Source organism: Scopulibacillus daqui, from assembly GCF_016908855.1.
Classification (GTDB): Bacteria; Bacillota; Bacilli; order Bacillales; family Sporolactobacillaceae; genus Scopulibacillus_A; species Scopulibacillus_A daqui.
Genome location: NZ_JAFBER010000018.1, coordinates 53,106 through 66,193, shown reverse-complemented (window position 1 = coordinate 66,193; position 13,088 = coordinate 53,106). Strand labels below are relative to the sequence as shown.

Here is a 13,088-nt window from a genome sequence, read left to right as displayed (position 1 = left end):
AAGTAAAATTGGCTGGTTTAAGCCCAGTACAATACCGAGCTCAAACCAGCCAAACAGCTACATAATTAAAACTCTAACTTTTGGGGGTCACCACCGAGAAGCGAGTTTAGTTTTAATCTGTTTATTGTTTTACAAAACGTCCATGTTCAGGAACAGCCATGGTTTTAAAATGCTTAACGAGATCATCCAGCTGCTGGGCCAGCATGCCGCCCCCCATTGGTATACCGTGGCCGGTCGCAGCAATATGAGGTTTAAAAGAAGCTAAATATCTGACTGAATCCCATGCAGTTTCCCAATTTATCGTAAAATATGCCGGCGGTCCATGCAATTTTTTGTATTGGGAAAAAACAGCTAAGGCTGATTCCTGTTTTACTGTGGTAATGGCATCGCCAGCAATAAGAAAACGATCGCTTTCACGAAAAAGGGAAATATGGCCTATGGTGTGACCCGGTGTATAAATCCATCGCCATCCCGGCATAAAGGGGAGCTGTCCGTTATCTGGCAGTTTGACAAGGTGATTTTTGATGTTAATGCCGTGATAAGGATATATAGCGGCCATCCGTGCCATTAGGCCGCCGCCGACGGTCGGATCCGGAGGCGGATAATCTCCTCCTGTTAAGTAAGGCGTCTCCAGTTCATGTGCATACACCGGGGCATCCCAATATTCAGCCAGTTTCTTAACTGATCCGACATGATCGAAATGCCCATGGGTTAAAATAATCGCCTCCGGCGGACAGTTCTCACCAAACAGATCCTTTGCCGCTTGGAGAATTCTGTTGGCGGAAAACACGAGTCCAGTATCAATTAAAACCCATTTTCGAGGTTCCAGAACAACAAAATAAACATTAACGATATAGGTTCTTAAACAAATAACATCTATGTCTTGGTTAATGGCCATCCCAGGGTGATACATCATTTTTTGAATATCATTTTTGTACACAATACAATCCCTCTTTTATTTGCATTGATTTGTCTTAATTATCTTTTTCTAAAGTTTGATTTTGTATACAGCCACAGACAACTTGCATATTTTGATGAAATGAATAACATGTATGGATATAACGGCGAAAGGTGAGAATTTTTTTATGAGGGAAACAAGACCTAATCAATTAGCGTGGCATGAAACTTTAGAAATCCATGAGCTGGTTGCTTTTCAATCGGTGAACCTGATGCGCTTCAAACATGCGGCGCCGGAAGTAAAAGACAGAATGCTTCAAGCTTTGTACTTTCAGACAATCAAAGACTTAGAGCAAAACATTGTTGATCTTCTTCAGTATTATCCTAAGGCACAAGAGGCTGGAGAGAGAGGGGACAGCTATCGGGAACTGGACGAAGGGTATTATGCCGGGAGCTTATTAGGATTTGCTAAATCGTCGGTAAAAAACTATGCGGCAGCCATTACAGAAACAGCAACGCCGCAGCTGAAAAATTTATTAGCCAACCATTTAACTAAAGCCATTCAATGCCATACGAAAATTTTCAATTATATGTATGAAAGAGGGATGTATCCGGCTTATAACTTGGATAGACTGCTTAAGCATGATCGGGAAATGGCGGAAAGAGCCTTGCGGTTTAGAAATTAAAAAAAGACCTGCCTTAATCAGCAAGTCTTTAAACTGTTTGCAGATGCTTTTTAATTTCTTCCATTAGAATTTCAGCGCCTTCGGGACTGAGAACAATTTTGCCGTCTGCAAGAACCATATTATCGTCGGATACTTCACCGGTAATTTGGCAAGCTTTATAAGGCGCATATTTTTTTAGGACAATTTTATCATCGTCTACAAAGATTTCTATAGGATCTTTTTCAGCAATGTTTAAACTTCTCCTTAATTCAATAGGTACAACAATTCTGCCCAATTCATCAACTTTGCGTACGATACCTGTTGATTTCATAAAATAACCGCTCCCTTTTAATTGATCATTCTACATTTTTATCATAATCACATTTTAAAAAATAGTCTAGTAGTTTGTCTCGGGTAAATATGGTATTGCGGTAAACATATCACTTCCATTACAATATAAAAAATCGAAACATAAAACAAGAATAAAATAGAAAATAAAACAATTCTTATAAACAGGATCCATAATGTCAGCGTTTAACACATAAAAAGGCCAAAAGTAGTTAATATAAGAGTGTTGCGGGAACGGGAAATCCAACAATATCATAACGAATAGCAGTTTGCGTCATAAGGTGGTTTTAAAGTGAATGTTAGAATGGAACTAACCTATAAAACGCCGAAAGGGATTGAAGCAGAATTCAGCTCAAATGAGATGAATATAGAAGAAGCCCTTTTAATAGCTGAAGATGTACAAAAAACGGGGCGGGCAAAACATTTAACGTTTATAGATGAAAATGCAAGGTCTTGGACGATAAAGGAATTAAAGAAATTTGCGGAAGGCATTCAAACCGAACCCTATCATGTATCTGTGTACTTTGACGGCGGCTTCAACCGGGAAACCAGGAAATCAGGGTTAGGCTGTGCTGTTTATTATGAACAAAATGGCAAAACATATAGGGTTCGCAAAAATGCTCTAGTGGATGAGCTGGAATCAAACAATGAGGCGGAATATGCAGCCTTGGATCTTGCATTAAAGGAATTAGAGCGTCTCGGCGTCCATCATTTGCCTGTTCGTGTTATAGGTGATTCACAAGTCGTCATTCATCAATTAAACGGTGAATGGCCGTGCTATGAGGAGAGTTTAAGCAGATGGGCGGACCGCATAGAAAGCAGAATGGAAAAGTTAGGGATTACACCGGATTATCAATCGGTCTCAAGGAAGGAAAATCGGGAAGCGGACCAATTAGCTTCTCAAGCCTTAAAAGGAACTGATATCATGAGCACCATTGACATTTAGTGAAAAACTCCCTGTTTTGCCGAACAGGGAGTTTTTTGCAATTTGAATTTAGTTTTTCGGTACTTCAGTAAGTCTGCCATCCTCAATATACACGACCCGATCACATAAATCTAGCATTCTTTTATCGTGGGTAACCATGATAGCGGCTTTTTCTCTTAATTTTACTTCATCAGCAAGCATCTGAACCACAGAGCGGCCGCGTTCAGAATCAAGGCTGGCAGTGGGTTCATCCGCTAAAATAATTTCAGGATCATTCATACAAGCGCGGGCAATGGCGACCCGCTGCCGCTCTCCGCCTGATAAACTTTCCGGATAGTTGTTTTTGCGGTGACTCAACCCAAGACGTTCAAGGAGATCATCAGCTCTTTGTTCCGCTTTTTTATGACGGCTGCCGGCTAATTCTGAAATTAACAAGAGTTGATCCCGGACAGTTAAATAAGGGATTAAATTGGACGATTGAAACACAAAGCCGATTTTATTCAATCTGATTTGATTCAGCTTTTTCCCGGAAAGCTGATTAATTTCTATATCGTCAAGGATAATGCGGCCGCTGCTTGGCGAAAGCAATGCACCGGCAATTGAAAGAAAAGTGCTTTTTCCCGAACCGGAAGGACCGACAACGGCGACAAATTCACCGGCGTTTATTTGCAGCGATACTTCATTGAGGACTTTTATTTGGGAATCGCCGTCTCCAAATACTTTGCTGACATGATCAAGAACGAGTTTATGATTCATTATGCAGCCCTCCCAATAGCTTCAATGGCATCAATTTTTGCGACCCGATATAGAGACAATAAAGATCCGATCACTGAAACAACCAAAAACATCCCTGAACAACCTAGAACGAGCGGCGGTGTAAGGTCAAACGGCATGCTGTTTGGCAATACGAACGCCACGCCATATGTCAGTGCGATACTGATCACAAGACTGATAACTGTTATAAGCAACACTTGAGAAATAATATGACGCGCTAAATAGCCTGTTTTCGCGCCGATAGCCTTTAATACGCCAAACTGATTTATTTTTTGTATTGTCATGACATAGAAGAATACAGCTAAGACAAAGGCTGCAATGACAAAAAGAAAAGCAATCATCATCATGAGTGAGCCTTGTTCTTCTTGGTAGCCTGGAATGCCTTTTAAAGCTTGGCTTTTGTCAATGACAGCAACCCCGGGTACTTTCTTTTCAATCAATTGAGCTTTATCTTTGCTTGTTTTTAAGGCAGCGACATTGAAAAGCATTTGCTTATCCGCCGGCAAATTGTGAACAGCGGCCCATTCTTTGAAATTCATATGAATGACAGGTGCGTGACTAAAAGATTCGCCTTTTGTAAAGCCAACGATTTTGAATGTTTTTCCCGAGAATTGATCTTTTATATGGCCGCCTAATTTTAATCCGTCTTCTTTTAAGGAATGATCTGCAACGACTTCATTTGTTGTATGATTATTGATCATTCGGCCTTCGACAACATCCGGTGCCAGCACGCCATTAACATTTGCGGCAAAGAACGTTGCGTCAATCTGCTTTGAAGATCCTTTTTTAGTAAATGTCGTCATCTGTATACCTAAAGGTGCTGTTGATTGGCTTGCAGCAAACTTTTCGATGTCACGAAGTTTATCTTCGGACAATAGCGAACGGTTCAGACGATTATCTGCTTCCTTTTGAATGACAAAATAATCTGCGTTCATTTTTTGAATGGCGGAAGCATTATCAGAAGAAAGCCCTTTGGCAAGGCCAGAAACAAAAAGAACAAGGAAGGCAATAAGTACCATAATTAACCCAACAAGAAAATAACGCAATTTAGCGTGTTTAAATTCGCGCAATGCCAGAAACATCGTCTATTCATCTCCATTCTATAACATCTATATATTGGTATTGCTTTGTTATTGGGAATAAAGAAAAGAATGATGCCAAGCCCATGCCGGACTCTGTCGGATCATTCTTTTTTCTGCCTTGATTAAAATATAGAATGGGAATATGAACGGAGTATGAACAGGAATTTACATTACGCTTTTGGAAGAAAAATATGGAAAGTTGTGCCTTTGTCCAATTGGCTTTCAACGTGAATTTGCCCGTTGTGAAGCTCAATGATTTTTTTAGTGATAGCTAGTCCCAAACCGCTGCTGGCTTCTTTTCTGACTCTAGCCTTATCTGCTTTATAAAAGCGATTAAAGATATGAGGCAGGTCGCTTTCTGCAATGCCTATACCTGTATCCTTGATTTCTATGTGATATTTACTATCTTTGCTTCTGAGTTTTAACGAGATTGAACCTCCGTTTTCTGTAAATTTAATGCTGTTCAGTATCAGGTTCGTCCATACTTGATGCATTAATTGCTCATCTGCATAAATCAACGTCTGCGGGAGATCCATTTCAATAGCCAAATCTTTTTCGCGCCAGCCCCACTCTGTCATAAATATCACTTGTTTGATTTGAGCGGCAACATCAAAGGTCCTCTTTTCCAATAGAGATTCTTCCTTATCCAAAGCAGCGAGTGTTAATAATTGTTTACTCAGATGTGACATACGTCTGGCTTCGTCTTCAATAATGGCCAAATAATGCTGTCTTTGTTTTTCTGATAAGTTTTTTGTTTGCAGGGTTTGCGAAAAACCTTGTATGGAGGCCAGAGGTGATTGAATTTCATGTGAAACGTTTGAGACAAATTCTTGGCGCATAGCTTCCAGCTGCTGCAAATTTTTGGCCATTTGCGAAAAATGATTCGCCAATTTGCCGATTTCATCGCGCCGTTTGACATTTAATTGAATGTTATACTTTCCTTTAGCAATTTGTTTTGTGGCTTCAGTCAATTTAATAATCGGCTTGACAATGTAACGGGTGCTGACCAAAACGAAAAGCATGCTGATTAAGATGGCGAGAAGGAGAATTAATGCAAAAAAGATCCTTAATTCGCCAAATTGAAGCTCTGTGTTGGGACGAAAGAATAGGGCATAGTTGTGGCTGCCATCCGTTATGGGAACACCGATAGTATTAATAAGGGCATTATCAAAGAATCCTGTAATAAAGGGTTTTGAAGGAAACTGAGAAATGCCGTGATAGACATGGCCATCTAAAACGGATTGAATAATTTTTGGATCTAAATCTTTTTTTCTAAAGGATCCGCCAAAAAAATCCCCGTGTCCCTGACTATCGGCTAAATAGATTTGATAACCCAAATCTCCAATATTCTTTAAATAATGGTTCAGGCTGACATCTTGGTTTTTCTCATAAAATGTCTTAACATCTTCGGCCATACGGGTTAATTTTTTGTCATTGTATGGCTTAAGGCTGTATTGATAATACGCATTCGATATTAAGAAAGCGAGAACACTGCTTAAAATCATGACAATGACAGTGGTCACAACGATTCTTAAGTAGAGCGTTCTCACTTGTTTGCAACCTCCAATTTATAACCAACACCGCGCACTGTTCTAATACAAAAATCATCGGTGTTGGAAAAGCGTTCGCGCAGGCGTTTAATATGGACATCGACGGTTCGTTCATCCCCGTCAAAGTCCGCTCCCCAAATAAGCTGGATCAATTCTTCTCTTGTAAAAATTCGGTCAGGATAGCTCGCCAGCTGCGATAATAATTCAAATTCTTTCATCGGCAGCATTAATAGTTTTCCGCTGCAGTGAACTTCATAACTTTTTCGATCAATCACAGTATCATTAAGATGAATTTTATCAGCGTTAACAATTTGATAGCGCCTAAGCAAAGCTTTGATTCGAAACAGCAGTTCTTTTGGCTCGAAAGGCTTTGTCAAATAGTCATCTGTACCGGCGGAGAATCCTTTTTCCTTATCTCGAAGCTGACTTTTGGCTGTTAATAGGATCACAGGGAAATCATAATATTTTCTGATTTCTTCACAAAGTTGAAGACCATCCTTATTTGGCATCATAACATCAACGACGGCTAAATGAATATGCTGTTTTGAAAGAATAGCAGAAGCTTCTTCACCATCGGCAGCTTCGAAGACGCCGTAGCCTTCAATCTGAAGAGAATGTCTGAGCAATTCAAGAATATGGGCATCATCATCGGCAATAAGTATATTAATCATATATAAACTCCTAACTTATAGAACATTCGTATCCTAATTCATTTATACTAAAAATCACCGGCATTGCAAAGGCAATATTTAAAAAGCCATCTTAACAGCTTTTATAACGGAACAAAACCCCGGATTAGGATGCCGGGGATGATTGATATCAAAGGCCTATTTTTTATCATTTTTAGTTTACTTTGTTATTTATTTCTGAAGCCGCGCGTCTGCCGTCAATGAGCACTTCAGCAATGGCTATCATTATTTCAAGAGCTTTTTTCATTCTGGTCACTCCTTATGTTTCAGCTTATGAACTTATTATAAGGAGAGATGAAGAGTGAGAACTATCGAATTGAGTGACACAAGGATGACATCTTTGTAAGGAATGAGCATAAAGCAAAGACTTTTGGACAATATATACCGTGTATGCTCATGAACAAAAGGAGGAACGGACGTGAAGCTTACTTCGCATTAATTAAATGAGTTAAGTGAATTAACGATGAGTTGTTTTAACACAATTACGAATATGGGATTATTTTTAAGCCAGGTTCAATGCCAGGAATTGAAATCGCTTCTGCAAACACATTTTCCACTTCATGTGCAAGATTATAATATGAAAGTAGAGTTCCTCAGCAAAGCTGAAGGGCCGGCATCAAAGCTTCAGGCTCCGCCGTTAAATCCTGTATTGCAGTCGTATACGCAAGCGCCGATTGCTCCCGCTCCGGCAGCAGCGCCAAGAACAAACGCCCAAACATTAAATGATCGGGAAATTGCGACAGCTTATTTATTAACATTAAAACGCGCGGGCCGGGAATACGGAAATGCTGTTTTTGAAGTTACTCATCCAGAGCTGCGTTCATTTCTGGAACAGGCCTTTCTTATGGGGGCAAGCCATTCTTACGATGTTTATCAGTATATGGTGAAAAAAGGATTCTATCCTCTCGAAGCTGCACCTGATACAGCTATTCAAATCGTTGCATCAATGTATCAAGTCGTGCCGCAAAATCAATAGCGGCCATGCTGTGAGGCAACAAAAAGCACCTGGCAACAGGTGCTTTTTGGCAACCAAACGGGTTACTTACTGATTAATAGATTTTCAGAGACAGTCAGTATCGAATCATAAACAATATCAATAGCTTGCAATAATTCATGTTCATTCATTGATAAAATAGGCATTAATGTAATAACAGGACCCAAAGGCCTTATGATCAGCCCTCTTTTTCTTGCTTCTAATATGATTTTGTGCTCAACCCTATCATTAATCCTTTTTGGCGAATATCACCGACGATCGGCAATGCCCTTAATTTATGGAGGGCTCTTGAGATGATGGGTGTTTTCCTCTGAATATCCTCAACCAAATGACGGCGTTCGATAAGTTCGATATTTTTCAATGCTGCCGAACATACTAATTGATTGCCTGTATAAGTATGGCCGTGATAAAATGTTTTGTTTTCATCGGGATGCCCAAGAAATGCCGAATAAATGTTTTCAGAGGTTATGGTCGCAGCCAGAGGCAGGTATCCGCCGGTAATCGCCTTGCCTAAGCATAAAATATTGGGTTCAACGCTTTCCTGCTCACATGCAAACAGTGTTCCTGTTCTGCCAAAGCCGACAGCAACTTCATCACAAATCAGAAGAATACGGTATTTCTTACAAAGCTCTGCTGCCCGTTTCAGAAAACCGTTTGGATGAGTAATAATGCCCGCCGCGCCTTGGACGAGCGGCTCAATGATCAATCCGGCTATTTCTTGGTGCCGTTCTTCAAGCAATGTTTCAAGTTTTTTCAAGCAATAATCAACGATGTTATCCGGGTCTCCGTATTCTTCCATGCGATAAACATAAGGAGAAGGGATTTCAAGCCGATCAAATAATAACGGGCGGAAAATACGATGGTACAAATCCATGCCGCCGACGCTAACCGCACCGACGGTATCTCCGTGATAAGCCTCTTTTAAAGAAATAAATGTATTTTTATTGGCGTATTTTTTTGGATCGATATTCTTCCAATATTGATAAGCGATTTTAAGCGCTATTTCCACAGCGGCCGCTCCGGTGTCTGAATAGAATACTTTTGTTAAATGTCCCGGGGTGATCTCCGCAAGTTTTTTCGCCAATAAAATGGAAGGGACATTAGCTGATCCGAGCAGAGTGGAATGTGAAATCTTCTTTATTTGCTGCTCAATGGCAGCGTTTAGCTCAGGATCGTTATGCCCGTGGACATTAACCCATAAAGACGCATAACCATCTAAATATTGATTGCCGTCAATATCATACAAATAACTTCCTTCCCCGCGTTCAATAATAAGCGGCTCCTCCGCTATGTAATTTTTCATTTGTGTGAATGGATGCCAAACGTATGCTTTGTCAAATTGCTTTAAGTCTTGAACATTATACGCCATGTTGTACAGCCTCCCATATTTTTTTGAGGTTTTGCCCTTCGGGTGCCGCCGCATAATCTTTTGCAAACTTTGTCAGCGTTGTATGCAATGGTTGTTCAAGTTCAGGTATCGCTGCCAAAATAGGTATATCGAGCATTTTTTTAATGGTTTTTAAATTATCCTGATGCAGATAGTCAGATGGATGAAATTGATTCAAAATTAATCCTTGAACAGGCAATTGGTTTTGCTTGGCATAACAAACCGTTGAGACAATGTCATGAATTGCCCCTAAACCTGAAGGTGCGGCAATAATGATAGACATTTGACAATCTTTTATTAAATCTTTTGTCATATAAAAGCCATGTTCATCCTCAATGATAGGAACCGCTAATCCGCCGGCGCCTTCGACGAGAACATAGTCGTGGCTTTGGCATAAGTGATCAATCTTTTCTTTGATGAGAAAAGGTTCAATGACGGTTTCTGTCAGTTTGGCAGCTAAATGAGGCGAAGCCGGCGGTTCCATCCGGTAAAGCCCGGAATCCTTTTCTTGTTGCCCCAAAGCCGTTTTATACCAATGGATATCCGGATAATAAGCCTGACTGTTTGCTTTAACTAATCCTGTTTGCAGCGGTTTGAACACAAATGTCCGCATCCCCAGCTCTTGAAAGGTTAATTTTAAAAATGAACTAACGATGGTTTTGCCTATATCTGTTCCTGTTCCTGTAATAAAAATAGGTCTCGTCATTTTTTTATCACTCCTTGTTGCTGTATCGAAAAGCGCGGTTTAATGATCGGCATCATCCGTGCGCTTAAAATGGAACATAAGACACACAAAATAAGATCACCGGGAATAGGAATAAGACAACCAAAAATAAAGGCTTGTTTAAGTGTGATCGGAGTTGACATTATATAATTCATGTCTCCGTATAACCATAGCCAGCCAATGAAATAAACAACGACTAGACAGGAAAAGTTTGCTAGAAACAGGGCGTGAAGCCGTGCTGATTTAAGTTTTTGGGCGACCCAGCCTCCTGTAAAGGCGCCGAGTATAAAACCAATCAAGTAACCAAAAGTAGGCTGGAATATGTATTCGGGTCCGCCGCCTTTAGTAAAGATAGGAGCTCCTGCCAACCCGGCAAGGACATAGATCAGCTGGCTCATCATCCCTAATTTGGGCCCCAGCAAAGCCCCTGACAAAAAAACAGATAATATTTGTAAAGTAAAAGGAACATATGGCAGAGGAATCCGTATAAATCCCCCCACAGCTGTTAATGCGGCAAACAGTGCTATTAAAATAAGTGATTTCGTTTTAATCTTTGCCACCCTTTCTATTTATCTTGTGTTGTTTAATAGACTTTCATTTTTAGTTTGAATGATTTATAATGTTTTTGTCAACCAAAAATGAAAATGGGTTAACGAAAATGAGGTGAAAAGATGGATTGGTTAAACTTGGCGGAGAAAGTGGTTAATGGTTACCAATGTCAGCCCAAAGAGGCTTTAGCCATATTAAATGCGGATGATAAACATTTACTGAAAGTGATTGACGGCGCATATTTTATTCGCCGGCATTATTATGGCAAAAAGGTGAAACTTAATATGATTATTAATGCCAAAAGCGGCCGCTGCCCGGAAAATTGCGCCTATTGTTCACAGTCAATTTATGCCGATACTGATATTGAACGCTATCCTTTAGTAAGCAAAGATACTTTAATAGCTGGTGCGAAGGAAGCGAAGAAAAATAAGATTGGGACTTACTGTATTGTAATAAGCGGGAGAAAGCCTTCAAATCGGGAAGTCAACCAAGTTGCACAAGCCGTTAAAGACATTAAAGAACAATTAGATATTAAAATATGCGCCTGTCTGGGGTTAATTTCTGAGGAACAGGCTCATGTGCTTAAAGCGGCGGGGGTTGACAGATTCAATCATAACCTCAATACAAGCGAAAGCCACCATGCTTATATAACCACCACGCATCATTACGATGATCGTGTTAGAACTGTTAAGAATATAAAGAGAGCGGGGATATCGCCTTGTTCAGGTGTGATTTGCGGCATGGGAGAATCTGATGATGATATAGTAGATATGGCATTTGCATTGAAAAAATTGGACGCAGACTCAATCCCTATTAATTTTCTTCATCCAGTACCTGGCACTAAATTGGAACATTTAGATGAATTAACGCCAAATAAATGTTTGAAAATCCTTTCAATGTTTCGTTATGTTAATCCGACAAAAGAAATTCGCATAGCCGGCGGACGGGAATATCATTTGCGAACGATGCAAACAATGGGGCTTTATATAGCTAATTCCATATTTGTCGGTGACTATTTAACAACTGGAGGGCAAGCGGCCAAACAAGATTATCAAATGATAAAAGATTTAGGGTTTGAGGTTGAAGAAAATGCCTTCGAAACCCAAAGCCAAGATTTTAGTCTTTAGTTTTTGCTGATGATTTTGTATTTTTAAAATATTGGGGGAGGCTTCTTCGCTTATTTGTTGAATATACATATTAAAGCACTTATTTCGTGTGTGAATGTATAAACCCATATCCAGCAACGGACCAACCTAGAACAAGACTGATAACTGCCGGGTGTTTTGATCTATCCAATTAAGGAGCGATTCGAAATGGATATCTTGGATTTAGCCAAGAACGTAGGTCTCGTTGTCTTGTCGGTTATTGTTCTTGTAGCGATCGTCTCCCAGCCCGATCCTTAGCGTTTGGCATCATGGCGTTTGAAAGTCAAAAAAGCTGAACACAGTAAAATAAGCCAGTCATATCCTTTAAATTCGAAGGAGATCATGTAGTGATAAGGACTTTAGTTTTAACCGATGAATTTGAAATCAAGCAGAATGTCCCTCTTGAAGCATTGCCGGATTTAAGGGCGGCATGGTACTGGGTTGATTTTAATTGTCCTGATGAAGAAGAAGCGGTTCTTTTAGACCGGCATTTTCATTTTCATCCATTAGCTGTTGAAGATTGCTATCATTTTTTGCAAAGGCCAAAGCTTGACTATTATGACGATTATCATTTTTTTGTTGTGCATGCCCTTAATCAGAAGACCTTGGAGTCGGAGGAAGTAGATCTTTTTGTTGGCCACAATTTTATTGTTACCTTTCATTATGCTCCTTTAAAGGAAATTGACATTGTTTGGGAGCGTGTATTATCTAATAGGGAAATTTGGCATCACGGTTCAAGCTACGTCAGTTATATGATTATTGACAAGTTGGTTGACGGCTATTTTCCCGCCGTTTATCAGATAGAAGACCAGCTTAATGAGATTGAGGATAAGGAAGCTAACAGAGGTTCCTTGATGGATGAAGTTTTTGATATTCGCAGCGATTTATTAAAACTTAGAAGAACCGTTGTTCCAATGCGTGATCTATTATACCGAATTTTAAACTCCGATCGGTTAAATATAGTAAAAGAGCAAAGAGCATACTATATGGATGTTCATGATCATTTGCTGAAACTCGCCGAGATTATTGAATCAAATCGGGAAATCACGTCTGATATGCGTGACAACTATCTTTCTTTAAACTCGTTTCGCATGAATAAAATTATGATCACGCTGACAATTATTTCTTCAGTGTTTATTCCTTTAACATTTATTGCGGGTGTCTATGGCATGAATTTTGATAACATGCCGGAGCTGCATTGGCGATATGGGTACTTTATGATTCTTGGCGTTATGACCCTTATTGGGGTTTTAATGGTGCTGTGGTTTAAATTAAAAGGCTGGTTTGATGTTTTTAAGTAAAAGCGATTGAGCGATCCTGAAGCAATATTCGGGATCGCTTTTTCTTTTATCCATTCTA

13 protein-coding genes and 1 pseudogene are annotated in these 13,088 nt (G+C 39.8%); 5 read left to right on the top strand and 9 right to left on the bottom strand.

The window, feature by feature from the left end; genetic code table 11:
- Positions 1-121: 121 nt before the first annotated feature.
- Positions 122-940, bottom strand: a complete 819-nt coding sequence (locus tag JOD45_RS12270) for an MBL fold metallo-hydrolase (protein WP_338056094.1) — start codon at positions 938-940, stop codon at positions 122-124.
- 145 nt (positions 941-1,085) lie between these two features.
- Between JOD45_RS12270 and JOD45_RS12265 the strand changes: the two genes are divergently transcribed.
- Positions 1,086-1,583, top strand: a complete 498-nt coding sequence (locus tag JOD45_RS12265) for a spore coat protein (RefSeq protein ID WP_205004180.1) — start codon at positions 1,086-1,088, stop codon at positions 1,581-1,583.
- Positions 1,584-1,611: 28 nt separating this feature from the next.
- On the opposite strand, the gene JOD45_RS12260 is transcribed toward JOD45_RS12265, so the two are convergent.
- Entirely contained in the window at positions 1,612-1,893 is a 282-nt protein-coding gene (locus JOD45_RS12260; protein ID WP_205004179.1) for an AbrB/MazE/SpoVT family DNA-binding domain-containing protein, read from the bottom strand.
- Positions 1,894-2,202: 309 nt separating this feature from the next.
- Between JOD45_RS12260 and JOD45_RS12255 the strand changes: the two genes are divergently transcribed.
- Positions 2,203-2,856, top strand: coding sequence for a ribonuclease H family protein (locus tag JOD45_RS12255; RefSeq protein WP_205004178.1), 654 nt, complete (start codon positions 2,203-2,205; stop codon positions 2,854-2,856).
- A 48-nt stretch (positions 2,857-2,904) separates the two neighbouring features.
- Here JOD45_RS12255 and JOD45_RS12250 read toward each other — a convergent pair whose 3' ends face one another.
- From JOD45_RS12250 to JOD45_RS12235, 4 genes are all read right to left on the bottom strand, one after another.
- Positions 2,905-3,591: an ABC transporter ATP-binding protein gene (locus tag JOD45_RS12250; RefSeq protein WP_239549253.1), complete on the bottom strand. Its 687-nt coding sequence runs from the start codon at positions 3,589-3,591 to the stop codon at positions 2,905-2,907.
- The gene (locus tag JOD45_RS12245; protein WP_205004177.1) at positions 3,591-4,691 is read right to left on the bottom strand and encodes an ABC transporter permease; all 1,101 of its coding nucleotides are present in this window, start codon (positions 4,689-4,691) and stop codon (positions 3,591-3,593) included. The genes JOD45_RS12250 and JOD45_RS12245 overlap by 1 nt, the downstream gene beginning before the upstream one ends.
- A 170-nt stretch (positions 4,692-4,861) precedes the next feature.
- Complete coding sequence (locus JOD45_RS12240; protein ID WP_205004176.1) at positions 4,862-6,241, bottom strand: ATP-binding protein; 1,380 nt, start codon at positions 6,239-6,241, stop codon at positions 4,862-4,864.
- A complete protein-coding gene (locus JOD45_RS12235; RefSeq protein WP_205004175.1) occupies positions 6,238-6,912 on the bottom strand; it encodes a response regulator transcription factor in 675 nt (224 codons plus the stop codon). The genes JOD45_RS12240 and JOD45_RS12235 overlap by 4 nt, the downstream gene beginning before the upstream one ends.
- A gap of 481 nt (positions 6,913-7,393) precedes the next feature.
- On the opposite strand from JOD45_RS12235, the gene JOD45_RS12230 reads away from it, so the two are divergent.
- Positions 7,394-7,906: a spore coat protein gene (locus JOD45_RS12230; protein ID WP_239549252.1), complete on the top strand. Its 513-nt coding sequence runs from the start codon at positions 7,394-7,396 to the stop codon at positions 7,904-7,906.
- Positions 7,907-7,968: 62 nt separating this feature from the next.
- Here JOD45_RS12230 and bioA read toward each other — a convergent pair.
- The 3 genes and pseudogenes from bioA to JOD45_RS12215 all read right to left on the bottom strand — a co-directional run bounded on the left by bioA (position 7,969) and on the right by JOD45_RS12215 (position 10,586).
- Positions 7,969-9,293, bottom strand: a pseudogene (bioA, locus tag JOD45_RS12225) (adenosylmethionine--8-amino-7-oxononanoate transaminase).
- A complete protein-coding gene (gene bioD / locus JOD45_RS12220) occupies positions 9,283-10,017 on the bottom strand; it encodes a dethiobiotin synthase (RefSeq protein ID WP_205004174.1) in 735 nt (244 codons plus the stop codon). The pseudogene bioA and the gene bioD overlap by 11 nt, the downstream one beginning before the upstream one ends.
- On the bottom strand, positions 10,014-10,586 hold the full coding sequence (locus JOD45_RS12215; protein WP_205004187.1) for an ECF transporter S component: 573 nt from the start codon (positions 10,584-10,586) through the stop codon (positions 10,014-10,016). The genes bioD and JOD45_RS12215 overlap by 4 nt, the downstream gene beginning before the upstream one ends.
- A gap of 120 nt (positions 10,587-10,706) precedes the next feature.
- Between JOD45_RS12215 and bioB the strand changes: the two genes are divergently transcribed.
- Together bioB and corA are read left to right on the top strand one after the other, a co-directional pair.
- Positions 10,707-11,711, top strand: a complete 1,005-nt coding sequence (bioB, locus tag JOD45_RS12210) for a biotin synthase BioB (protein ID WP_205004173.1) — start codon at positions 10,707-10,709, stop codon at positions 11,709-11,711.
- A gap of 365 nt (positions 11,712-12,076) precedes the next feature.
- On the top strand, positions 12,077-13,030 hold the full coding sequence (gene corA, locus JOD45_RS12205) for a magnesium/cobalt transporter CorA (RefSeq protein ID WP_205004172.1): 954 nt from the start codon (positions 12,077-12,079) through the stop codon (positions 13,028-13,030).
- Positions 13,031-13,088 lie beyond the last annotated feature (58 nt).